This is a genomic window from Peribacillus sp. NPDC097675 (assembly GCF_050277655.1).
In the GTDB taxonomy this organism is placed as follows: domain Bacteria; phylum Bacillota; class Bacilli; order Bacillales; family DSM-1321; genus Peribacillus.
Window position 1 is genome coordinate 151375 of sequence record NZ_JBNNSK010000011.1, and the last position, 24179, is coordinate 175553.

At 40.9% G+C, this 24179-nt stretch carries 25 protein-coding genes and 1 pseudogene; 14 read left to right on the top strand and 12 right to left on the bottom strand.

From position 1 onward, the window contains the following. Window positions 1-42: 42 nt before the first annotated feature. A complete protein-coding gene (locus ACQKL5_RS16865) occupies window positions 43-567 on the bottom strand; it encodes a universal stress protein (RefSeq protein WP_427610044.1) in 525 nt (174 codons plus the stop codon). A gap of 241 nt (window positions 568-808) precedes the next feature. Between ACQKL5_RS16865 and ACQKL5_RS16870 the strand changes: the two genes are divergently transcribed. Continuing rightward, window positions 809-2818, top strand: coding sequence for a transglycosylase domain-containing protein (locus ACQKL5_RS16870; protein ID WP_427610046.1), 2010 nt, complete (start codon window positions 809-811; stop codon window positions 2816-2818). A gap of 180 nt (window positions 2819-2998) precedes the next feature. Here the strand turns inward: ACQKL5_RS16870 and ACQKL5_RS16875 are convergent, their stop codons facing one another. Then, window positions 2999-3307: a hypothetical protein gene (locus tag ACQKL5_RS16875; protein WP_427610047.1), complete on the bottom strand. Its 309-nt coding sequence runs from the start codon at window positions 3305-3307 to the stop codon at window positions 2999-3001. 372 nt (window positions 3308-3679) lie between these two features. Between ACQKL5_RS16875 and ACQKL5_RS16880 the strand changes: the two genes are divergently transcribed. Beyond that, window positions 3680-4963 (top strand): MFS transporter, encoded by a 1284-nt coding sequence (locus ACQKL5_RS16880; protein ID WP_427610048.1) that lies wholly within the window; start codon window positions 3680-3682, stop codon window positions 4961-4963. Between the two features lie 168 nt (window positions 4964-5131). Continuing rightward, a complete protein-coding gene (locus ACQKL5_RS16885; protein ID WP_427610050.1) occupies window positions 5132-5629 on the top strand; it encodes a kinase in 498 nt (165 codons plus the stop codon). A 114-nt stretch (window positions 5630-5743) separates the two neighbouring features. Here ACQKL5_RS16885 and ACQKL5_RS16890 read toward each other — a convergent pair whose 3' ends face one another. Beyond that, window positions 5744-6142, bottom strand: a complete 399-nt coding sequence (locus tag ACQKL5_RS16890) for a carboxymuconolactone decarboxylase family protein (RefSeq protein ID WP_427610052.1) — start codon at window positions 6140-6142, stop codon at window positions 5744-5746. 118 nt (window positions 6143-6260) lie between these two features. On the opposite strand from ACQKL5_RS16890, the gene ACQKL5_RS16895 reads away from it, so the two are divergent. The 7 genes from ACQKL5_RS16895 (at window position 6261) to ACQKL5_RS16925 (ending at window position 9914) form a co-directional block, all read left to right on the top strand. Next, the gene (locus ACQKL5_RS16895) at window positions 6261-6689 is read left to right on the top strand and encodes an Lrp/AsnC family transcriptional regulator (protein WP_427610053.1); all 429 of its coding nucleotides are present in this window, start codon (window positions 6261-6263) and stop codon (window positions 6687-6689) included. Window positions 6690-6778: 89 nt separating this feature from the next. After that, window positions 6779-7339 (top strand): RNA polymerase sigma factor SigY, encoded by a 561-nt coding sequence (gene sigY / locus ACQKL5_RS16900; RefSeq protein ID WP_427610054.1) that lies wholly within the window; start codon window positions 6779-6781, stop codon window positions 7337-7339. Further along, window positions 7299-7640: a YxlC family protein gene (locus tag ACQKL5_RS16905; RefSeq protein WP_427610105.1), complete on the top strand. Its 342-nt coding sequence runs from the start codon at window positions 7299-7301 to the stop codon at window positions 7638-7640. Before sigY ends, ACQKL5_RS16905 begins: the two co-directional genes overlap by 41 nt. Next, complete coding sequence (locus ACQKL5_RS16910) at window positions 7633-7851, top strand: sigma-Y antisigma factor component (RefSeq protein WP_427610055.1); 219 nt, start codon at window positions 7633-7635, stop codon at window positions 7849-7851. The genes ACQKL5_RS16905 and ACQKL5_RS16910 overlap by 8 nt, the downstream gene beginning before the upstream one ends. After that, window positions 7832-8146 (top strand): YbjQ family protein, encoded by a 315-nt coding sequence (locus ACQKL5_RS16915; RefSeq protein ID WP_427610056.1) that lies wholly within the window; start codon window positions 7832-7834, stop codon window positions 8144-8146. Before ACQKL5_RS16910 ends, ACQKL5_RS16915 begins: the two co-directional genes overlap by 20 nt. 101 nt (window positions 8147-8247) lie before the next feature. Further along, window positions 8248-8790 (top strand): glutathione peroxidase, encoded by a 543-nt coding sequence (locus tag ACQKL5_RS16920; protein WP_427610057.1) that lies wholly within the window; start codon window positions 8248-8250, stop codon window positions 8788-8790. Window positions 8791-8981: 191 nt separating this feature from the next. Next, window positions 8982-9914, top strand: coding sequence for a catalase family peroxidase (locus tag ACQKL5_RS16925; RefSeq protein ID WP_427610058.1), 933 nt, complete (start codon window positions 8982-8984; stop codon window positions 9912-9914). A 76-nt stretch (window positions 9915-9990) separates the two neighbouring features. Here the strand turns inward: ACQKL5_RS16925 and ACQKL5_RS16930 are convergent, their stop codons facing one another. From ACQKL5_RS16930 to ACQKL5_RS16945, 4 genes are all read right to left on the bottom strand, one after another. Then, window positions 9991-11661: an ABC1 kinase family protein gene (locus ACQKL5_RS16930; RefSeq protein ID WP_427610059.1), complete on the bottom strand. Its 1671-nt coding sequence runs from the start codon at window positions 11659-11661 to the stop codon at window positions 9991-9993. A 15-nt stretch (window positions 11662-11676) separates the two neighbouring features. Continuing rightward, window positions 11677-11979: a phasin family protein gene (locus ACQKL5_RS16935; protein ID WP_427610060.1), complete on the bottom strand. Its 303-nt coding sequence runs from the start codon at window positions 11977-11979 to the stop codon at window positions 11677-11679. A 322-nt stretch (window positions 11980-12301) separates the two neighbouring features. Then, entirely contained in the window at window positions 12302-12532 is a 231-nt protein-coding gene (locus tag ACQKL5_RS16940; protein WP_427610061.1) for a hypothetical protein, read from the bottom strand. A 72-nt stretch (window positions 12533-12604) separates the two neighbouring features. Then, window positions 12605-13396 carry a TIGR00266 family protein gene (locus tag ACQKL5_RS16945; protein WP_427610062.1) on the bottom strand — a complete coding sequence of 264 codons (792 nt, stop codon included), beginning with the start codon at window positions 13394-13396 and terminating at the stop codon, window positions 12605-12607. Between the two features lie 149 nt (window positions 13397-13545). Between ACQKL5_RS16945 and ACQKL5_RS16950 the strand changes: the two genes are divergently transcribed. Then, complete coding sequence (locus ACQKL5_RS16950; RefSeq protein ID WP_427610064.1) at window positions 13546-14100, top strand: CBS domain-containing protein; 555 nt, start codon at window positions 13546-13548, stop codon at window positions 14098-14100. Between the two features lie 70 nt (window positions 14101-14170). On the opposite strand, the gene ACQKL5_RS16955 is transcribed toward ACQKL5_RS16950, so the two are convergent. After that, entirely contained in the window at window positions 14171-16237 is a 2067-nt protein-coding gene (locus ACQKL5_RS16955; RefSeq protein WP_427610066.1) for a peptidoglycan D,D-transpeptidase FtsI family protein, read from the bottom strand. Between the two features lie 421 nt (window positions 16238-16658). Between ACQKL5_RS16955 and ACQKL5_RS16960 the strand changes: the two are divergent. After that, window positions 16659-17283: pseudogene (locus tag ACQKL5_RS16960) on the top strand (DUF3885 domain-containing protein). Between the two features lie 206 nt (window positions 17284-17489). On the opposite strand, the gene ACQKL5_RS16965 reads toward ACQKL5_RS16960, so the two are convergent. The 3 genes from ACQKL5_RS16965 to ACQKL5_RS16975 all read right to left on the bottom strand — a co-directional run bounded on the left by ACQKL5_RS16965 (window position 17490) and on the right by ACQKL5_RS16975 (window position 19297). Beyond that, a complete protein-coding gene (locus tag ACQKL5_RS16965; protein ID WP_427610067.1) occupies window positions 17490-17855 on the bottom strand; it encodes a hypothetical protein in 366 nt (121 codons plus the stop codon). Between the two features lie 77 nt (window positions 17856-17932). After that, entirely contained in the window at window positions 17933-18949 is a 1017-nt protein-coding gene (locus tag ACQKL5_RS16970; RefSeq protein ID WP_427610068.1) for a DUF2515 family protein, read from the bottom strand. A gap of 180 nt (window positions 18950-19129) precedes the next feature. Beyond that, window positions 19130-19297: a hypothetical protein gene (locus tag ACQKL5_RS16975; protein ID WP_427610069.1), complete on the bottom strand. Its 168-nt coding sequence runs from the start codon at window positions 19295-19297 to the stop codon at window positions 19130-19132. A 520-nt stretch (window positions 19298-19817) separates the two neighbouring features. Here ACQKL5_RS16975 and ACQKL5_RS16980 point away from each other — a divergent pair. Further along, window positions 19818-21569 carry an ABC transporter ATP-binding protein gene (locus tag ACQKL5_RS16980; protein WP_427610070.1) on the top strand — a complete coding sequence of 584 codons (1752 nt, stop codon included), beginning with the start codon at window positions 19818-19820 and terminating at the stop codon, window positions 21567-21569. After that, on the top strand, window positions 21566-23584 hold the full coding sequence (locus tag ACQKL5_RS16985) for an ABC transporter ATP-binding protein (protein WP_427610072.1): 2019 nt from the start codon (window positions 21566-21568) through the stop codon (window positions 23582-23584). Before ACQKL5_RS16980 ends, ACQKL5_RS16985 begins: the two co-directional genes overlap by 4 nt. A 99-nt stretch (window positions 23585-23683) precedes the next feature. Here ACQKL5_RS16985 and ACQKL5_RS16990 read toward each other — a convergent pair whose 3' ends face one another. Then, entirely contained in the window at window positions 23684-24172 is a 489-nt protein-coding gene (locus ACQKL5_RS16990) for an N-acetyltransferase family protein (protein ID WP_427610073.1), read from the bottom strand. Between the last annotated feature and the right edge of the window lie 7 nt (window positions 24173-24179).

Here is a 24179-nt window from a genome sequence, read left to right on the forward strand (position 1 = left end):
AATGAGAAAAGGGCCGGCTCAAGGATGAGCCGGCCCTTATTGTCATTTTGCAATAAATACCGAGCAAGGTGCATGCTTGGCGATGGAGCTACTTGTGCTTCCAAGGAAAAATCGTTCCAAACCACTCTTGGAACTGTTACCGACAATAATTAGATCGGCATCGGTTCGCTTTGCGTACTCACATATACTATCGGGGGCATTACCTTCCAATATCTCAACTTCCCCTATAATGCCATATTCATTTAGCAGGCTTAGTAAGTTACTTTCGGCGATCCTTGCGTTATTTTCAAAAACGGAGGGAGTATCGTTAGCCCGCATTTGAAGCTGATGCTCCACTTCTGTAACGGGATGCGTTTGTGAGGGATCAACATAAAAGCCTGCAGCCGGAACGAATCCTGGAGCTGATGCACTTTCAATAATGCGGTTGTCCCCCTTTTCATTCAACACTTGAACAATGGTCATTACAGCATCAGGAAATGCTTTTTTTAATGTGGCTCCGTATTCTATTGCCCGATTACTATCTTCATTTCCATCATGCGCGATGACAATTCGTTTCAATTCCTTCATCTGATCATCTCTCCCCATATTATGTCATTACAGGTTATATACCCGTTTTTTCTGGTTTCATCCCTTTTTCAAAGGTATATTGATTATTAAATAGGGTATAGGGTATGAGAAAAGACTAGACTACATAGGATGCATGCACTTTTGTGGAAAAAGGATGAAAGAAAGAATGTTTGTAAGCTGAAACTTTGTCTTTTGACCCATTGCAAGAGTTATCTTTCATAAAAAGGGTAAAATATTTTTAATGAAGCATGTCGCATCTGGGAAAATGGGGGTTCAAATGAAAGGGTTATTGAAAATAGGTCTGATAATTTTATCAATCATTGTGGTAGTGGGAGTTGGTTTGTTCGTTTATTTTAAACAAACTGCGGATATAAGTGATCTTCAGGATCAACTTCAGCAGCCAACTAAGATTTATGATGAGGATGGGAATGTAGCGAGTACCATTACGGCTAATAAATCTGAAGGCGTCGCGATAGAGGAAATACCGGACCATGTCATCCAAGCGGTCGTCTCCATTGAGGATCACCGTTTTTATGAACATCATGGTATTGATTATCAAGCGATTACGCGGGCCATGGTGAAAAATATCAAGGCGAAAAGCGTAGTGGAAGGCGGAAGTACACTTACCCAGCAACTTGTAAAAATTACAATGCTTGAATCGGATCGTACCCTGAAACGGAAGATAGAAGAGTTTTTTATCGCTCAGGAAATGGAAAGTACGTATACAAAAGATGAGATATTGGAAATGTATGTGAACCAGGTTTACTTTGGCCATGGTGCATGGGGACTTAAAAAGGCGGCAAACATCTATTTTGCCAAGGATGTTTCTGAGTTAACCGTCGCCGAAGGAGCTTTACTGGCGGGCGTCATTAATCTGCCATCGAAGCTAGATCCGTATAAAAATCCTGATGGCGCGGTCAAGAGACGTGATTTAGTGCTTTCCCGGATGACCGAACATGGATATTTGACCGAAAAAGAAGCGACTTCTGCCAAAGAGGAAAAACTGTCACTTCTTTTAGGTGAGAATACAGATCCGTTAAAGGGGAAATATCCTTATTATGTGGACCATGTCCTAACGGAAGCCTCCAGTAAGTATGGGTTGGAACTTCAAGAACTGCTGACAAGGGGCTATCACATTCATACCACCCTAAACCAATCGATGCAGCAGGCAGCAGAATCGGTCTATAGTAATGATGGGAATTTTCCTACGGGGACAAGTGATGACAAACTGGTGCAAAGTGGAACGGTTCTCCTTCATCCTAAGGATGGGGGAATAAAGGCACTTGTCGGTGGCAGGGGAGAACATCAATTCATGGGATACAACCGGGCAACACAGCTGAAGCGATCGCCTGGTTCGTCAATTAAACCGCTCGTGGTCTATACGCCTGCGATTGCAGAAGGATATGAAATCACGGACTCGATAAAAGATGAGAAAATGAAGTTCGGGAATTATGAACCAACCAATTTGAATGGTACATATAAAGGCGAAGTGCCGATGTATGAAGCGGTCATGAACTCCTTAAATGTACCGACTGTTTGGCTGCTAAATGAAATTGGAATCGATAAGGGATTGGATTCGCTCAAGCGATTCGGGATTCCTTACGAAAAGAACGACCGGAACTTGTCAATTGCCTTAGGCGGGATGGAGAATGGCGTTTCTCCACTGCAAATGGCTGGAGCCTTTTCTGCATTTGCAAATGAGGGTAAGCGTTATGAAGCTCATGCCATTATCAAAATAGAAGATGCGGATGGGAAAGAAATCGCTGCCTGGAAGGAAAAGAAGACAAAGGTAACTTCCAAGGGTGTCGTCGATAAAATGAATGCGATGCTTCTCGGTACAGTGAAATATGGAACGGCCAAAAACGCCGCTGTCCCTGGCTACGAAGTCGCTGGAAAGACAGGATCCACGCAGGTGCCGATTGAAGGGATTTCTGGGGTAAAGGATCAATGGTTCGTTGGATATACACCTAATTTAGTAGGAGCTGTATGGGCAGGTTATGATAAAACGGACAAAAACCATCATTTAACCACACATAGCAGTCAGGGAAGTGCAATCATCTTTCAAAAAATCATGGCTCAGGCAGTAAAGAATGAAACGGCAGAATCCTTCCATGCAGAAGATATCGGACCGTTGATAGCTGAACAGAAAGAAAAGGAGGAAGAAGCGGAAAGAAAGCAATACTGGATTGACAAAGGAAATGAAATCAAGGAAGGGCTAGGAAAATGGAAAGAATGGAATATGCCTTGGTAAATGGGAAGAACCATATTCTTGATCTTCCTCAACATAAAAAAAAGACTGTCAAATAAGACAGTCTTTTTTCATTCATTAAAAAATGAAGTTTACAATTACACCGATTACAACGATAGCTCCAATAATGGTTAAAATGGTTCTCATCTCTAACACCTCTCTCATTTCCAATTTTTAAGTATATTAGATGCCAACGGTTTGGTTGGACTGAAAGCTTAATTCATTTTCATCATTTTCCTTACAAATGGCTTGAACTTTATCCAGCATAGCATGAACATTTTGTCCTTCTAAGATCACTTTCATATTTACACACTCTTGTAGGATAAGGACGAATGAAACAAAAGTAGAAAGCTTTGTGGCATCGACCATTTTATGATTGCATATGAAGTAAATATTACCTTTGAATTCTTTTGTTACTTGATACAAGTTCATGATTTGACGCATGGATAATCTTTTATTTGTTTTAATATCAGCAGAAATTACTTTGTTCATGGTTGTTTACTCCTTTAATTTTCTATACTTTTTCTGAAAAAACATTAATTCTTGTGCCGTAATATTTTAAGATAAAAAACTATGTTAAGTCTTTTTGTTATTGTAAGTGGGTTATGGTGTATATTTACCCGCGTATATCATTTCAAAACCTATCTGAAAATTTAGACTTGAAGAAAGCGATATGGAATCGCTGATAAAGAATCACTATGTCTAGAGACAGTACATAGGAAAAGAATGAAAAAAGATATTAAATTGGTTTTATAGTGGATACGATTAATCGTCCTTCCTACCTTATGAAAAATAAATCGTCGATTTCTCTTTAATGTAATGGGATTTTTAGGTAAAATTATCTAAAAAGTATGATAAAGGGGATTGGGTGAGATTTTAAAACTTTTTGAAAATCGAAATTATACGAAATTATTTTTGGCGAACGTAACATCGCAAATGGGCGGGACCATCGGTATGACGGCCTTCCTGTTTTACTTATTGGACCGCTTCAGCAATCAGCCAATTTATGCAACGATTACGGAATTAATGTATTCTTTGCCTACACTCGCTGTTTTCTTACTAGTGGGTGTTTTTGCTGACAGATTGGACAGGCAAAAAGTTGCATTGTATTGTGATTGGATCTGTGCAGGTTTGTCGGTGCTATTTCTTCTATCCTTAGAGCTAGATTTCATCATGGTTTCATTTGCCATCATTTTTCTAAGAAGTGCCATCAGGAATTTCTTTGTGCCGGCTGAATCAGCATTGATTCAAGGCATTTTACTTAAAGAGGATTACACGATGGCGGCTGGTCTAAATCAGATGGTTTCGAGTTTGTTCATGCTTTTTGGGAACGGAATCGGCATTTTTATCTATTGGTCAGTCGGCATCGAGGGGGCAGTTATCTTTGATGTAATCGGGTTTATCATCAGCGGCTTCTTAATCCGATCCTGTCGGATTACACAAGAAGTCAGACAGCCGAACGGAGTTTACAATTTGAAGGAACTGAGCGTAACAGGTGTTTGGGCAGATTTTAAAATTGGCTGGCAATATATATGGCAGTATAAGTTATTGTTTACGCTCATTAGTGGGTTTCTTGTTTTTGGGATTGTAAATGGTGGATTTTCCGTGATGCAGGTCTTCATCTTGAAGTACAAACTCGAACCTGTTGATTATGAAAAGTATTCCGTCATCTTAGGGGTCATTTTTGGAGTAGGAGTATTGGTGGGAAGCATCTTCGCTTCTATACTGGCCAAAAAAATGAAGCTCCATCATATGATGATCGTAGGCTTGCTGATATCGGGTGTGGGAACGGCTGCTGCAGGGCTTGTCGAAACGACCCTGCAATATATGATTGGTTTAGCTGTCGTGGCTCTATCGCTTCCGATACTTAATGTATCCCTGGGCGGATGGCTGCCAAGCCTAGTCGCTCCCGAAATGATGGGGAGGGTGCAAGGGTGGATCAATCCGTTGGTGATGTTATCGCAATCAGTCACGTTATTCTTGATAGCCCTTGGCTTCCCTGACTATATTTCAGTAGAAACGTTATATTGGGTAGTGGGAGGGTGCCTGATTTTTGTAGGTTTCTTATATATGGCCATCATTCCGAAGTTCATCCATGAAAAAGCACCAGAAGCAGACGTGATGATGAAGGAACAAGCAAGTAACTAAATAAATGTACGGAACAAGTGAATTCCTTGTTCCGTCCATTTATTTATTCTGTTTTCTAAACGTAGAGGTGGTTATCTTGTTGGGGGACAGGTTCAATTTAATCGGAAAAATTTGTGCTAACACTCTGGGGATATATACAAAGAGGCGTTAGGATATTTGGAGGGGACCATGGAATCGAAGTTAATCATCATACGAGGGAACTCTGGCAGTGGAAAAACAACGTTAGCAGAGAGTCTTCAAAATCAATTAGGAAATGGAACTCTATTGGTTTCTCAGGATACCGTTCGTCGTGACATGTTAAAAGTCCACGATAGAGAAGGAAACCTTTCAATTGATTTGATCCGTCAAATTACTGAATACGGCAAAGGGAGATGTGACTATGTCATTTTGGAAGGGATCTTACATAAGAATCTCTATGGTGACATGCTACATCATTTAATTCAGTTCTATAACGAAAAGGTCTATACGTATTATTTTGATTTATCCTTTGATGAAACAGTCAAACGTCACAACTCTCGTTCAAAAAAGTTGGACTTTGGAGAAGCGTCTTTGCGGACTTGGTGGAAGCCCGATGATTGTCTGGGTATCAATAATGAAATGAAACTGACTAATGATATATCACAGAATGACGTATTGAATCTTGTGCTACATCATGTAGAAGATTGATTCAAGAATGATTATAAAAGCAGAGTGCATTCAAATGTGAATGACTCTGCTTTTATATTTTAGGGGCGTTTTGATAACTCCACAAAAGTACAAATCAACTACAAGGTAAAGACACTATTTCAATCCCAACATGGCTCCAAAATATTGTTGGGCGGTTGTGAAGCATATGAAGGCTACTAATTCCGATATTTCTTCATCGCTGAATACTTCCTTTAATATGACAAAGAAGGTTGCTTCTATTTTCTCACGTTGTGTTAGAAATACTTCTGCAAAGGCCATTGCGTAGCTTTCTTTTATGTCTTCCGTTATTAATGGACGGCCCTTTCCCTGACAGTATGTACATCCATTTCCATATGCTAGAACCCTTCTGACATTTTCCTTTAATTCCTTCGTAAGCGCCCCGTCAGAAGAAATTTCTTCTGAGAGATCACTCCACTTATTGGAAATTAGTTGGTTATGAAACAGTTGCTGAAACGGACTTGATCCGATTTCGGACTTTTTTATTCTTGGCATAATTATCTCCCCTTTGAGATAATCATATTATAGAAAAATAGGTTATTTAATTGCATATGAAAAGAAAATTGAACGATAAATTAATAAGTATATAGATAAGAGGGAGAATTATATTCATATGAAAATAGACGATAAAGACCGTAGCATTTTAGCCGTATTGACGAAGGATAGCAGGCTCTCAATGAGGGAACTTGCCAAGAAAGTGGAGATGTCTGCCCCCGCCGTTACAGAACGTGTCCGGCAAATGGAATCCTTTGGCATCATTAAAGGCTATGGTACCGAGATTGATTACAAGAAAATCGGATTTCCCATTGAATGTATTTTGGAAGCGACAGTGAAGAATGGGGAATATGACCGGTTCAAAAGGTTTATCGCTGGGCAATTGAATGTGGACTTTTGCTATCGGGTCGCCGGACGGGCTTGTTTTATGTTGAAAATACGCTGTGAAAGCCTACAAAAAGTGGAAGAATTCATTAATCAGACCATCCCTTATGCTGCGACGGTGACGCATGTCATCCTCTCAGAAGTAGAACGAAATCCGGAATGAAAACTATTTTTACATTCCAGTGAACGAATTCATTTCCTTAAACGTCATATAAGTATAAAAGGTTCGGATCAGGGAGCGGGTGATGATAGATGGAAGAGAAAGAGCTGGTTAAAGCTGCAAAAAAGGGTAATGATCAGGCGTTAGCCGAATTATTTCGAACCTCCTATCCTTTTCTGCTTAAATATTTGCTGAAATTGACCTTTAATCAGCAAAACGCAGAAGATGTGGCCCAGGAAACCTTTTCAAAGGCAATTGAGAATCTTTCGAAGTTTAAAGGAACTTCCAAGTTTTCCACCTGGCTGATTTCCATTGCGACCCGGGTATACTTGGACCAAAAAAGGAAGCAGAAAAGGGAAATTTCCTGGTTAAAACAAGAGCAATCGGTCAGGAAGCTAAAATGGGAGACACAAGCCAACAACCAAGCATGGGACGATGTGATGGAAGCATTGGGGCAATTGGATGATGATCTGCGCATTCCGATTTTATTGAAGCACTATTACGGATTTTCTTACGAAGAGATCGGGAAAATCATCAAGATGCCAGAAGGCACCGTGAAGTCACGTGTCCATACAGGAATTAAAAAGGTTAGAAAGGAGTTGAACCCCATTGATGAAGAATCAGGATTTACCAAACCGCTCAGCCAAGGGTGATCAAGAGGCGGTTAGTCAAATAAATAAGAGCTTGAAAGATTTTGATGATACGGTTTCAATTGAAATTCCTCAATTATCCTTTTTTGAAAAAACCATTAAGCTACAGCGTGAAAAAAACAGGAAAGAATGGTGGAAAGAGCTGCTGATGTTTATAGGATTAGCTGCCATCATTCTCTGGATCCTACTTCTTTCCTTATTCCATCAGCCCGAAGTATTTCTAATAGTCCAAGTATTGAGCGTTATTTTCATCGGTTCCTATACGGTTTATGTGAAAAGGAAGGTGGAGAGCAGTCATGAGTAATATGGAAATATATACATTGATTGTGTGCGGTGTGATTTTGCTGGCACAAAGCATTTTTTTATTCACCGATGCAAAGAAGAGTGGATTCAATCATTGGTTGTGGGGAATTTTAGGCTTGATTCAAGCACCGGTGCCATTAATCTTTTATTTGATTGTAAAAAAAATAAGGAAAAAGGAAGAGGATGAACTATATGATTATCGTGACTACTAATGAAGTACCCGGAAAAGATATCAAGGAGTTAAAGGGGCTAGTTAAGGGAAATTCGGTTCAATCCAAGCATATCGGGAAAGATATCATGGCAGGGTTACGGACAATCGTTGGCGGAGAAATTTCTGAGTATACGGAAATGATGAAGGAAGCTAGACAGAAAGCGATTGGGCGGATGGTGGACGAGGCGAAGGAAAAAGGAGCGAATGCAATTGTTGCGATGCGCCTTGAAACTTCGGCGATCATGCAGAATGCTTGTGAAATCATCGCTTATGGAACAGCGGTATATGTTGAATAGGAATATAATTTAGGTCTTTGGTTATGGGTAGTTGAGCTTATTTCTTTCATTATCTATACCCCTATCGTATAATCCTAGATAGATATGAGGGGGGATAACGAGTGGGTATATATGACTTTTCTGCAAAGAGAATCAATGGACAGGAAGTTTCTTTAGAGCAATTTAAAGGTGAGGTCCTTATCGTCGTCAATACGGCAAGTAAATGTGGATTCACACCGCAATATGAAGATTTGCAAAAACTTTATGACCGCTACAAAGATAAAGGATTGAACATTATCGGTTTTCCTTGCAATCAGTTTGGGGAACAGGAACTCGACCAAAACCATGAAGTGGAAGCATTCTGTCAGTTGAATTATGGCGTGACCTTCCCGTTATTCAGCCAGGTGGATGTTAGGGGCAGGAATGCGCATCCTCTATTTCATTATTTAACAGATGAAGCACCTTTTACAGGACTTGTCGATAAACCGGGTGGAAAAATGCTGCATGCAAAATTGCAAGCGGAGCATCCTGAGTTTTTGATTGATGACTCAATTAAGTGGAATTTTACGAAGTTCCTGATTGACCGTGAAGGAAACGTCGTGAAGCGTTTTGAACCGGTGGAAGCCCCATTTGATATGGAAACTGATGTTGAAAATCTTTTATAAACAACCATAAATAGAATAGATATACCAAAACGCTTGAATTTATCTCAGGCGTTTTTGTTTTTTTCTGTTAAAAACATTTTCATATGGAAATAAAGAGAATGACGATGTGCTATCTTGTGTTTTATTTGGAATAGGCGAACCACAAAAGGGGTACTGGTAAAATATATCAATGAAAAGACGGGGTGATGAGCATGAAGGAAAATGAAAATGTTAAACCGGATTTAGCTAGTCAGGCGGTTGATGCCATTGAAAAAGTCGTTGGCACGTTTCCAGGCAAGCGTCGAGCACATGCGAAGGGAAATTACTATAAGGGGATTTTCATCCCTAATGGCAAAGCTGCTTTTTTAACGAGTGCCCCACATCTACAGAATCAGGCGGTGCCTGTCACCATCCGCTTCTCAAACAGCTCACCGAATCCCAATCATACGGATGCCCAGTCTCCCGTGAAGGGGATGGCCATCAAGTTTCACTTGCCTGATGGGGAGGAGACAGATTTAATCACGGTTACGATTCCTTTGTTCTTTGCAAAAAAGCCAGAAGCGTTTGTTGAGATTCTAGAGTTTGTCAAATCAGCTAAAGATGGTTTTCCGAATTTGAAAGAACTGGCAACGATTGCTGTGAAATACCCTGAAAGTAAAGCGGGCCTTCATATGATAAAAGAAATGCGATCGCCCGCCAGTTTTTCAACCGCACAATATTTTTCCATACACGCCTATTATTTTATTAATGAAAGGGGGCAGCGACAGGCAATCAAATACCAATGGGAACCGGAAGCAGGTTTAAGCATGTTGGAAAAAGACGAATTGGCAAACCTTACGGCTGATTTTCTTACCGAAGATATGGAAGAGAGGCTAAAAAAAGGACCAATTGGCTTTAACTTAAACATTCAAATAGGCAAGGATGAGGCCCCAACTGATGATCCTACTGTGGTGTGGCCGGAAGATAGTCAGATCATAACTATTGGGCAGTTATCCATCACGGAAAGAGTGGACTCTCCTCATGAGGCGATGATGTTTGATCCGACGAATGTGACAGCTGGAATTGAGTGCTCGGAAGATGCCATCCTGAATTTTCGCCACAGTGCTTATGCAGTGTCTTTCGAACGCCGCAAACATAACCAATGATAGGGTAGGAGACGAGTGATTATACAAAAAAAGAGAAAATGCCTTGGATAAGGATTTTCTCTTTTTTCTGTGGAAGCTACATCCTTCCAGATCTAAAGATGGTATAGAGCATGAGTAGGAACATGAGAGCTGCCACGACAAAACCAATCTCGATGGCCGGTATGTTCCAAAGAATGTTTGCTTGCCCGGCAATCGCAGAACCGACAATGAGGCCGACCATGATAATGCTGAAGGCAAGCAGGATAATGCTGAAAGACAATCGATTCGAGATTTGATCGAGCTTATGTAAGAAAACCTGGAGTTCGGGTATGTTGATGTCTAATCGTAATTTTCCTTTTTTGATGATGTCGGACACTTCTCTTACATCTTTGGGAAGTTCTGAAAGTGCTTCGGCGGAATCGATAAATTGATTCCATGTTTTTTTAGCAAGATTCTTAGGGTGGAAACGCTCTTTCAATAACCTTTCACCAAAAGGTTCCGCGGCTTTCATGATACTGAAGTTCGGGTCTAATTCCTCGACAATGGCTTCCATGGTAAGCAAAGCCTTCCCAAGCATCGTGAATTCGGGTGGAATCATGATCTTGTGCTCATTGGCCACGCCAAACAGATCATTGACCGCTCCACCTAAGCTAATCTGGCTTAAGGGAATGTCATAATATTTATTCCGCAATTCATCAATATCATATCGTAATGAAGTCATATCCGTTTCATCCGTGAGAAGGCCCATATTGGAAAGGGTATTGATCAATCCATTGGTACTTCCGCGTTTTAAATTGATGACAAGGGAGGCAAATTGGTACTTCAACTCTTCCTCCAGACGGCCGACCATGCCAAAATCCATCAGGGAAACGACATTCCCCGGTAAAATGACGATATTGCCAGGATGAGGATCACCGTGATAGAATCCATCGATTAAAATCTGCTGAAGCATGGAATTTGCTAACCGTTCCGCTATTACTCTACGGTCGTACCCTTCTTCATCAAGCTGTTGATAATGATTGATCTTGATGCCTTTTATAAAGTCCATCGTCAGGACCTTGCTGGTTGAAAAATCCCAGTGAATCTTTGGTATCTTGATACCTGGATTGTCGACGAAATGATTGGCTATCCTTTCGCCATTCCGTCCTTCGGAATTGTAATCAAGTTCAGCTTTAAGGGATTTAGCGAATTCATCGATCATTTTTCTGATTTGATATCGTCTTGCCCAAGGTATTCTGGCTTCCATAAGCCTTGCCAAGTCATCAAGGATTTCCAAATCCGTTTCCACTTTTTTCAGGATATCTGGACGTTGGACTTTGATGGCCACTACTTCCTGTGAGTGGAGCCGGGCAAGGTGAACCTGTCCAATCGAAGCAGTTGCCAGTGGGATTTCTTGAAATTCAAGAAAAAGGTTTTCCAAGGAATCACCCAATTCAGCTTCAACTATCTGACGTGCTTTTTCAAATGGAAAGGGTGTGACCTGGTCCTGGAGCTTCTCTAGTTCGCGGACAATTTCTACCGGTACAATGTCACGTCTGGTACTGGCAATCTGACCAAGCTTTATGAAAGTGGGTCCAAGACTTTGCAAGATCTTATGCAGACGTCCCCCGATTGACCGCAGGTTCAGGTTTTCATTGGGTGCGGCTTTTGAAGCAGATTTATCATCGGATAATCCCAATCGATAAATGAAATAACCTAAGCCATTTTTCAAAAAAGCATTCGTGATTTCCTGGTACCGTTGTGCGTGTTTCAATCGCTTGCCAAACATTCAATTTCCCCCAGATCAAGGTTGTATGGATTGGTTTTTTTGTTCCAAAGCGGCTATCCGACGCTCTAATGCTTGTACTTCTTCTTTTGTTGCCAGATTTAGCCCGTTCAGGGCTTGGTTGACTTTAACTTTGACGGTATCGTCGATGTGCTTTTGGGCTTGTTCTCCTTTTTCGACCCATTGTTTAATGAGGTCCTTTGATTCTTCCTTGCTGATATCCCCTTTTTTGACAAGGGTATCCACGGTTTTTTCAATCTGTTCTTTCGTTGCTGCAGCAGCACCTATACCTAACGAGAATATATTTTTAAATAAGTCCATGTTTACATTCCTCCAATATAAAGTTTTTCACACCTTAAAATCCAGAGTAAACCTTGTTGATTCTTCTATCATACATGATTCATGAACACTACTAAAATATTTTGGGTTCAATCTTCACGATGAAATAAAGAAATGTTTATAAAGTAAAGGGTGAACATATGGCCGTTTCATTGGGCTCTTCTATTTAACCCGAATTGAAGGGAGGGAGAAAAGGTTTGAAAGCATTTTGGCAGATTTGAAGGTGTATGCTGGGCATGGATTAAGTACGAAGGTTACTCTACTTGTGACAGATGTTGATGAAAAGAAGAAACGAGGGAAATGATTATCTTTTACGGTAGCGGTATTGCCATTCGGTTCCGAGCTCCCGATTAAGCAGCAGCTCCATTTGTTCAAGTTCGTACTTGCCGACGGTTTCATCGGTAGATGTCCAATGAATGGTATAAATGAAATAATAATCTCTTATCTTACGAAAAATGACGGGGGAGTTGGGGTATTGGTCAAAAATCGCTTTGATATTATAACGCCTCATATAAGACCATTTAACAAGCTGCATATCGATTACCCCCTTATCTCAAGATGACCTATGGCCGTCAAACCTGACGACCACAGATGATTATTATGGTTATTATTTATCGTTAAATAAGCTGAACAGTCCTTTTGCTATGCTTCCTTCATCGGAGGACCCGCCATTTTGTGGCATGGCAGCAAAGACACGGCTAGCTAGACGGCTGAAAGGCAGGGATTGGATCCAGACGGTTCCAGGACCCTTTAGTGTCGCGAAGAATAAACCTTCTCCACCAAATAGTGCCGTTTTTACCCCTTTAACGAACTCGATATTATAATCCACGCCGCTCGTCATGGCGACAAGACAGCCCGTATCCACACGTAGAACCTCACCTGCAGCCAATTCCTTTTTATGGATCGTTCCGCCTGCATGAACGAAAGTCATTCCATCTCCTTCGAGTTTTTGCATGATGAATCCTTCACCACCAAAAAAGCCCGTCCCAATTTTCCTCTGAAACTCGATTCCTACCGAGACCCCTTTTGCAGCCGCTAAAAAAGCGTCCTTTTGGCAGATGATTTTTCCACCAAGCTCGCTCAAGTCCATTGGAATGATTTTTCCAGGATAAGGGGAGGCGAAGGAAACATGTCTTTTTTCATGACTTTCATTTGTAAAGGTGGTCATGAATAAGCTCTCTCCGGTCAGTAGCCTTTTTCCGGCTCCGAAAAGTTTTCCCATCATTCCGCCATCACTGCTAGATGAGCCATCTCCAAAGATGGTTTCCATTTTGATTTGGTCTTCCATCATCATTAAACTACCAGCTTCGGCAATCACCGTTTCCTTGGGGTCCAATTCGACTTCGACAAACTGCATGTCGTCACCATGTAACTTGTAATCTATTTCATGATTATTCATCTTCTATTCCTCCAATCTCATCTTATTTTTATTGTAAAAGATATTTAATCATTCTGCCAATATTATTCCATATTTGTTTTACGGGAAAGGGTGACTGATCGCAACTTATTTAAATGATGAAGGACAGAAAGTAGAAAAATTGACAAAGAATGCTCAAGTACAAAGGTCTTTTAATGATAGAATTAGATGGAAAGCTAGAAATGGATATGGAACAGCAACTTATTAGAAGGAGTGGTCGAATGTTAGTCAAGGACTTCATGATCAAAGAGGTATATGTTGCACGCCCGAATTTCACATTAAAGGAAATCATGGGACTCTTTATAGACAATAAAGTTGGAGGGGTTCCAGTAGTCGATGAACAGGATAAGCTTCTAGGAATGGTCTCGGATGGCGATATATTACGTTATTTAACTCCGGCAGAAGAATCCATTAAGGGGTATTTCACGTATGTCACGATTTTACCTGGTGAAGAGCTGGATGAAAAAGTCGCATCTAAAATGAATGATACAGTCTCGCAAATCATCAAGAATAAGAAAATCACGAAGTTATCTCCGGAAGATCCGTTATCGGATTTGATAAAGGTCATTTCAAAACATCACTTCAAGAAAATACCGGTTGTGGATGAAAATGATAAAGTTGTAGGCATAATCAGCAGGGGAGATGCACTACGGGCTCTTTATAAAGAGTTTGTGCAAAAGCTATAATACTATGGATAAATGAATGGCCTGCTCATAACTTGAGCAGGCCATTTTTGTTCATTCATTTCATGTGCGTTCACTCGGGATTGGAGTCTACAGTTTTGTTATCAGCTGTATCCCCTTTTAGTCTCTTCTCCTTTAGTTTGAAATAGGCATCCATGACGGCTTCCCCAATCCGTTTGTTAATGTCATCGGCGGCGGAACCTTGGTAAACCCATGGAGTTATGACTGAAAAGGCCACTTCCGGTTTATCGTGTGGAGCGTAACCTACGAGTGTTAGATTGATAGTCGGTACAGGCTCGCTATATTCTTTTCGTCGCGGTCCATCATAAAAGGCCTGAGCCGTTCCTGTTTTCGCCGCTGGGTGGTATGACTTACCGGCAAAAGCACTATAGGCTGTTCCTCCAGGTTCCTGTGCAACCTGTCTGAAACCTTCTTGAATACGTTGAATCCAAATATCTTCCCCGTCCAAATCATTTAATACTTTTGGACCCACGGATTGAAATACAGGTCCCAATGTCCCGTGTTTATCAGAGGGGTCCCTGATCTCTTTAACGACATGAGGCTCCAATCTTTTTCCACCATTTGCAATGGTCGATACATATTGTGCCAATTGCATCGCTGTATAGGTATCATACTGCCCAATCGATAAATCGAGTAGCAACCCGTCTGTTGAAGTATCCACCCCTTTGAAACCGGCAGATTCATTGGGAAGGTCAATGCCCGTACGGACCCCTAACCCAAATTGTGCATAATGATTTCTAAGTTTGGTGAAGGCCCCACTCTCAAGTCCCAATCTTTGTTGTGGACTATAATGTCCGCCACCAATCTTGATTGCCGTCAAGAACATATAAACATTCGATGATTTTTTTAATGCTGTTACATCGGATACGTACCCCAAGTTGCTGTACGATTTTTTTGGTTTGGCTCCAGCTAGGTAAAGCGGTTGGTCATAAAGGGTTGTTCCAGGAGAGATGACACCCGTTTGAAAACCTGAGTAAACCGTCGCCCCTTTAACAGAGGAACCAATTGTATAAGATGTGGTGATCGTTCCAAGCGAAAAATCATTGATCTCGGTTGCTCCGGTTTTACTATTACGCCCGTATTGTTTTCCTGCCATCGTCAGGACTTCGCCAGTATTGGGATCCATTAATACGACGAAGGCACGATCTAATAAGTAGGTGTTTCCTTTCGCTTTCGTTCTCTGTAATTCTGTTTCAATAATCTTATCCACCGTTTCCTGAAGCTCCATATCCATGGTCAACACTAAATCTTTTCCGCTTTCCCCCTCAGTTACAGTCCGTGTCTCGACCACTTCGCCTTTACTCAGAATGTTTTCCACTTTTGCCTTTTTTCCTTGGAGGACATCCTCATATTGTTTTTCGATGTAGCTTTTTCCGACTCGATCATTCCGGGTATAGTCCCGTGATAGGTAATAGTCGAGATTTTCGCTAGGGAGACCTTCTTCAGAAGAGGAAACTTTCCCGAGAACTGACCTCAATGTGTCTCCATATTTATAGGTCCTATCCCAATCTGTCGTAACATCGACCCCAGGCAAATCGGATAAATGCTCACTGACCCGGGCAAACTCCTGCTTTGTCACTCCTTTATTCTTAACAATGGCCGGCGTAAGAGCATAGCCGCTATTAAACTCTCGGAAAATTGCTAGAACTTCCAATTCATCCTTAGTGAATTCATTGATGTTTTCTTCGGTAATCCGGTCTAGTTGAAGTTTATACAAATCTTTTTCTTCCAATTTCTTTTCTTCTACTTTCTTTCTGTCAGCTTTCGTAATCAAGGCCTCTGCTTTTTTTGGGTTTTTTATAATCCAGAAATCTTTTCTATCGCGTTCCGTAATTTTTTTTGTATCCTTTTTTATCAAAGTGGCGAGGATTTCGGCCGTTTTGACCATCTCGGCCGGTTTAGTATTTGGGTATCTCGTGTAGGTAATTGCATTAAGCGGATCATTATCAACAACCGGGTTTAAGTAGCGGTCGTACATCTTGCCGCGGGGAACGGGTGTATTGACAACGTCATTTTCCGTCCGGTCCACTTGGCGTAAATAATCATCTCCATAGACGATTTGCACGATGCCAAGCCTGATAACCAAGGCGGAAAATAAAACGAATATTAAAAAGAACATAAAGTTCAGTCGGAAAGGAATTGGATTTTTTTTCTTCTTTTCTTTCTTCAATTGATTCATCCCTTTCTATGTAAAGTAAAAAAATTCCTAAATCTAATGATATATAAAATTGGGTTATATTTCTATCATTATTCCTTAATATTCTCTTAAATAGAAAAAATTTGATTAAGATATATAAATTGCATAAAAGGAGGCTGGAGATTGTGCAGGGAAAAATGGTGGACCAGTTAGCTGCTTTGGCGTACTTCATTCTTTTATAGGAGGGAACAAGCATAGCAGAACCGAATTGAGGAAATATTGAAATCGCAGCGGTGAACCTGTTCTATTCATCTTTAGTTTTAGCTGTGTTCAAGGTAAGGGCTGGTATTTTGATATAATGAAAGAAAAGAATTGATGTGGAAGTATGCTTTTAAATGATTATATGAATGAAAATTTTCCTAACTTAAATCTTAGACCAGCCTTGTTTTATAACTGGGAAGTCGGCATACGCTTTTGAGTTAGGGATAGAATGGGAATTTGGAAATCATTGCGAAAACAGTCCTTATACACGAGGGGTATACAAGAGGGCTGTCACGTTGTTTGAATCACTGCATTCACAAGAGGAGGACGTTATTGTTGTCGTAGATGTGGATGATTTTGGAGATGGAAAAACCTATAAACACAAAACGAAGATCTTTCCAAAATATATCTACGAAAAAACACTGTTATATAAATTAAAGCATACAGAAATGCCTTATATTTTAGCTGAAGAGGAAGAAGAGGAGAAATATAAGACGAATAGATTTACACTACAATGCAAAGTATCAGATATGAAATACATTCCATTGTTAAAAGCAGTATGTAATCAGGATTTAGGTATCCAACCAAGTATTTATCATAGGATTTATTTTTTAAATATCAAAAGGAAAACCATTTTTCACGTTTATGATGATAGAGGCTGTGATTTGCTTGCTACCTCACCTGACTCTATACGGGACATTTACAATACATACAATGATTGGATATTAGATTATGACAAGGACGTAATCAATAAAGTGTTTAAATGAAAATTAATCCTTGTTTCATAAATGTTTGCTTGGAAAAAAGGGACATTCAAGTAAAATGAGTTTGGATATACATGTTGAGCTCATTTTTTATATGGATTTTTAAATCAACCTTTGTCTTTATCTCCACGCCATACGTGATGACCTTCCTTGGCTATCTGATTCGATTGAGAGTGTTGCGAAAAATCCAATCGAAATAAGCAACATGTTTAATGGCCTTCATTCTCTCGCGATGTAAGCGTATAGGGTATACGGTCGGTCACGGAGATTATTTCATTGAAATACCCACAAAGTTCAAACCACTTTTCGGGATAAATCGCTATAAAACGTTCCATTGTCTCGATGGAATGGAGGATTAGACAATCAATCGGTTTTACCTGTTTATTCTGCAGGTTAAAGAGAAGCACATGTGGAATGGTGTAATACGGATAGAGTTGATAGGGATTCAGTATAACCGGGGAAATATTATGTTCTTCTATAAACTTGTCCGTCACGATTTTTTGGATGGCGAAGCTTTCGCTCGGATGTAAGTCTCCAATGGCGAAATGTGGATTCATCAGTACAATGCCTCTCATTTTGTTTCACCCATTCTTTTTTTGGTACTCATTGTTGCCAAATGAAGGAGTGGGTATTCAAGATGAGAGACATGCATTCATATGAAAGATTTCAGTTCGTTGATGGTTTTAAGCTGTTGGACATTTTCGAACACCTTATTTGTCAGGTCCGTTCTTTTAACGAGCGGCAAGGATTGTATATCATTGATGAAGGTTTCTTTCGTAAACCAATCCGTTGGAGGTAAAGGGAAAACGGGACGATCGGGCCAGGCGGTAGGGAGCGTTGGGCTGTAGACTTTCCCTTCATCACCAGAGTTGCTTATGGAGGTGTATATGGCATCCCAATAATCTTCCCTAGAACCGGTATGAGGAGTATTGTTTGCGAATTGTTCAACGCCTTTTAGAATCACAGGGTGTTGAAAGAGAAGCTGATATAGGATTTTTCCTGTCTCGATTCTTTGAAATGGATCGGCAAATCGCGAAACGGTCAAACCGGTTAATGAATATAGTTTTTTCTGAGGTGCATAAGGAAAGAGCACTGTCGTAAAGCCTAACAGTTCCTGTAGCCGGAAATCGAGCCTTCGAAGGATTTCACCATGCCTGGAGCGCTTCAATACACGTTCCTCAAGCATTCTTTGTTCATTGATAATCAGGGCGGTGGTTAAAAGCTGAGAGTGGGGCTCATTCAAAAAGTATTCCCATATTGGGGCCATGAAGTTGGAAATATGGAAGGGTCGCAAAAGTCTCCTTAAGGGGATTTTTTTTTGCTTGGATGTTTCATATAAAAGGAGCTGTGGAAAGGCATCTGCAAAGATAGCTGAATTTGCACGTTCGAGAAATAGGAAAAACTTTTGCCGATCCTCGTTGGTAAGGAGATGGGTCATGGAAGAACTGATCAAGTCGGTCATATGATAGCCACCATTCCTTGAAACCATATGAGCCAGAAAGGACCAATGCACTTCGGGGTTACGCTGGTAATAAGAAAGGTAAGCTTGTGTCCTTGTCACATTATTCTGATTCAAGGATGTAGTCTCCGCTCGTATCCTTTTAATAAGAGCCGTTTCATCGGGAAAGAAAACGATGGATTCTTTTTTAGGCTGTTTTAGCTCATTCACTAATGTGGATTTTAACGTATTAAATTCCCCTGACTCCAAAACTGGTTTGATCTTGGGCTGAGGTTTACCCAACAGCTTCTGCACATATTGCGAGAACATACAATCACCACGGATGTTTTTCGGTTAGTATATGCAGAGCGGTCAAGAAAGGGGCGTTGTTCCTGCAGTGCCCTCATCTAATCAACGATTTTTCTTCTTATTGCGGAATAAGATAATATAATAGACGATCCAGAAAAGCGCCACAGGAATGAAAGCTAATGGAATGTATTTGGGTGGAACGACAAATGCAATGAAGATGGATGACAATAAAAACGGAACGGCTAGTAGGATATAGCTTTGCCAATTCATTAAATGAACCTCCTTAAGGTTACGTCATTTCTATAGGATAAAGGATTATCCAACAATAATCTAGAAAAGTCACAATTGACAAAAATATACACCCGTAGTAATCTTTAAAAACAAGTTAAATATTTCCAAAGTTACTCTCTGGAAGGGGGAGGGCGTCATGACTACATTCGATAGGCAAAACCTCGCTACAAGCGTATATTTTCATACGTCAGCCTGCCCTGAAGCATTGTCTTTATAAGCAATAGGCTTATATGTTTCTTAAGATTTAATTCGTGCAGGTTGTGGAGTATTCGCGGCCTGCTTTTTTATGCGTTTTCTGAAGTAATTTAAAAAGCTTCTGCTAAATCATGCGGAAGCTTTTCTTAATTAGGGAACCTGGGTGCCAAGCACTCTTTCCATATAAAAAATGATGATAGGAGGAATGTCAGATGAGACAAATGACAGGAGTACATTTACTTCAACCGGGAGATCCGAATAGTGGCTAGTGACCCTTAGGTGACTATATAAGGAGGATGAATGCATGTTTTCGATATTCAAAAAGCTGGGCTGGTTCTTTAAGGAGCAGTGGCAGCGCTATACGTGGGCAATTATTTTTTTATGTTTAGTGAATGCAATGGAAGTCATTCCGCCGAGGCTAGTAGGGAATGCCATCGATGATATGAACAATGGCAGCATGACCCATGAAGCTATACTGCAATATGTTATTTATTTGTTTGTTCTTATGTGTGCAAGTTATTTATTTGGATACTTATGGAGTTACCTTTTGTTTGGAGGTGGAAATTTAGTCGAACGAAAAATCAGATCCGGGTTCATGGGGCATTTACTGAAAATGACACCCTCTTTTTACGAGAAAAATCGCACTGGGGACTTGATGGCAAGGGCAACCAATGACTTAAAGGCCATCTCGCAAACGGCTGGTTTCGGGATATTGACACTGGTCGACTCTGTGGTTTTCACATTCATGGTCGTCATCATGATGGGTGTGACCGTCAGTTGGCAGCTGACAATCGCGGCTATATTGCCACTGCCGATCATGGCCCTCATGATGCAAATTTATGTGAAGAAGATTTATAAACGATTTACGGAAGCGCAATCAGCATTTGGGGACCTGAATGATAAAGTGTTGGAGTCCATTTCCGGCGTACGCGTCATACGGGCTTATGTTCAGGAAAGGGAAGATGAGAAGCGATTCGATGAGATGACGGAGAATGTGTACCGTAAAAATCTTGAAGTGGCCAAAATTGATGCTCTCTTCGATCCGACGATCACCATCATCATCGGAATTAGTTATTTAATTGGCCTGGGTTATGGGGCATACCTGGTATTTCAGCAAGCCATCACGCTTGGTGGTCTTGTATCATTCAATGTTTATCTAGGCATGCTGATTTGGCCGATGATTGCTGTCGGTGAATTGATCAATGTCATGCAAAGAGGGAATGCCTCATTGGATCGTGTTCAGGATACGCTTTCATATGAGGCCGATGTGAAAAATCCATTGAAACCGGAGTCAATAGCCAATCCGGGGGATGTTCAGTTCAACCAAGTGAGTTTTACGTACCCTTCTTCAAAAGTGGTGAATCTCTCTGATATTTCTGTGCAGCTGGAACAAGGTCGCACTTTAGGTGTCGTCGGAAAGACAGGGAGTGGAAAAACGACGTTCGTAAAACAACTGTTGCGTGAATACCCACTAGGAAGCGGGGAAATCGCATTTGCGGGAATACCGATAGACCAGCTTGAACTACCTGATATCCGGGGGAAAATCGGATATGTCCCGCAAGACCACTTTTTATTTTCAAAGTCGGTGAAGGATAATATCCTCTTTGGAAAACAAGATGCTACGGAAGAAGAACTTTCGCAAGCGATACGGCTTGCAGATTTTGAGAAGGATATAACGATGCTACCTCAACATTTGGAGACGCTAGTCGGTGAAAAGGGTGTCGCTCTATCAGGGGGACAAAAGCAACGGATTTCGATTGCTCGAGCCCTCATCAAAAACCCGGAAATCCTGGTTTTAGATGATTCCCTCTCAGCCGTGGACGCGAAAACGGAAACGACAATCATTAACAATATCCAAAATGAACGAGCGGGGAAAACGACGATCATCACGACGCACCGTTTATCGGCCGTACAACATGCAGATCATATCATCGTGCTCGACAGTGGTTCAATTATAGAAGAGGGAACACATGGCAGTTTACTGCAGCAAGATGGTTGGTATAAGGAGCAATATGAAAGGCAGCAGATTGACGAAGGAACGGAGGTGGGGGCATGAAGGTCGTAAATAAGCTCTATCAATATGCCTCTCTATATAAAAAATTAATTATTGGGGCACTGATCATGCTGGCCCTTTCCGTTGCCGCAGATTTAACGGGTCCATTCGTCGCAAAAAAAATCATTGATTCCCACATAATCGGCATTGAGTCAGCTTGGCATGAGACTAAAAAGGGGCAAGATGCCGTTGAGTACGATAATCGCTGGTACAAAAGAGATACCTATTTTTCCAAAGGGGAGGAGAAAGGTAGGGAAGTCCGGGTACTGCAGGTAGGGAGCCAATTCGTATTCGTCGATAAAGCTGTCCCCATGGATGGTCGCCGCACCTTAGAGGGAGATACATTGGTCATTGAAAAAAATGGAAAAGAACAAAGAGCTACGGTTGAACCCTTATCGAGTCAGGAATTAATGGGGTTTTATCAACCGGAGATGCCGAGGATATTGAAACTCGTCGCCCTTTATTTCGGCTTAGTCATTATTTCTTCCATTTTTCAATACGGACAGAGCTTTTATTTACAAAAGGCGGCTAATCGGATCATCCAGCGGATGAGGAATGATATTTTCACTCATACTTCCCGTTTACCCATCCGCTTTTTTGACAATATGCCTGCGGGTAAGATCGTCGCAAGAGTCACGAATGATACAGAGGCCATTCGCGAATTATATGTGACCGTTCTAGCCAACTTCTTTTCGAGTACAATCAATATCATCGGTGTACTCATCGCTTTGTATATTTTGGATGCACGCGCTGGCCTCATGGGACTATTGCTCATTCCAATCATCATTATCTGGACGAAGGTATATCGAAAATTCGCCTCGAAATACAACCATATCATTCGGGAGCGTATCAGTGACATTAATGGGATGATCAATGAATCGATTGCAGGGATGAGTATCATTCAAGCGTTCGGTCGTGAAAAGGAGACGAAGCAGTCATTTGAAACATTGAATCGAGACCATTATTCTTATCAAAACAAGATGCTACATTTAAATTCCTTGACCGGCGGAAACTTGGTCGGTGTCATCAAGGTTATCGCACTCATCATATTCGTTTGGTATTTTGGCGGCATGTCGCTCACGGCAACTTCGGCCGTTTCGCTTGGTATGATGTATGCAATCGTTGATTTAATCAGCCGCCTGCTCCATCCACTACATGGGATCGTCAATCAGTTCGCCAACCTAGAACAGGCTCTTGTTGCCGGGGAAAGGGCTTTTAGCTTGTTGGATGAGCCTGGCGTTCAAGTCAGTGATCGAAACATTTCTAGATATAAAGGAAATGTAGCATTCGAAAATGTTTCGTTTGGCTATAAGGATCGAGATTATGTATTAAAGGATATATCATTTTCCGCTAGTCAGGGAGAAACGGTCGCATTGGTAGGGCATACTGGATCAGGAAAAAGCTCCATCATGAATCTGCTGTTCCGGTTCTACGATACTAATGAGGGATCCATCAAGATTGATGGGATGGATATATTGGATATCCCCCATCAAACCTTAAGGGAACATATGGGGATTGTCCTTCAGGACCCTTATTTATTCACAGGCACGATTGCTTCCAATATCAGCCTCGGCCAAGAAAGAATCACCAGGGCTACTATAGAAAAAGCATTAAAGGATGTTGGCGGGGATAAAGTATTGCAGCATTTGCCCTTAGGGCTTGATGAACCTGTGATTGAAAAAGGAGGGACCTTGTCTTCAGGACAGCGGCAGCTCATTTCCTTCGCTCGCGCCTTGGCATTCGATCCGGCAATTTTGATACTGGACGAAGCAACGGCAAGCATCGATACGGAAACAGAGGCTATTATCCAAAAAGGCATGGAAGTGTTGAAAAAAGGAAGAACAACTTTCATCATCGCGCACCGTTTGTCCACCATCAAGAATGCCGACCAGATCCTCGTATTGGATAAAGGACGGATAGTGGAACAGGGGACACATGAAGAATTAATGGAGCAAAAAGGAAAATACTATCAGATGTATGAACTGCAGGCAGGACCTCAAAAGGGGATGGCAGGATAGTCATGAAGGATAAAAAACGCTTACTAAATTCAAATTAGCATTAAAGAAGAGGTGCAATTCGCACCTCTTTTATTTTTACATTTAGCGAATGAATTACCCTTAAAATGCTAGGTCTTTGTAAATAAATTCTCGATATTTCACAAACTCATTCTTTTTATAAAAGTTCTTTGCAATTTCGTTATTGAGCCAATAGTCTAATTCAATCTTGTTAATACCGTTTGCTTTCGCAATTTCTGTGATTTCTTCCATCAACTTGGAACCGTATCCCTTATTCCTTTGGTTTTCTGAAATGCTTATTTGATGCACAAATACAGATCTATAAGGTTTTTTAAAGGCGTTATCCGGGTAATTCCTAATTTCAATCCAAGCATACCCTAAAGGTAAGTCACCGTCCTCCAACAGAAGGAAAGTGAATTCTTCTTTATCAATATTTTTTTGAAAGAAAGTCTTAATTTCCTCAAAATTGTATTCTTTGAAATACTCAGGATATAAATTTACGTGTAGATCGTGAACGGCTTTATTCAATTTCGCAACTAATTCATAATCATTTGTTTGACGAATATGCATTTCTTTTTCTCCTATCCTCATGTCCGAT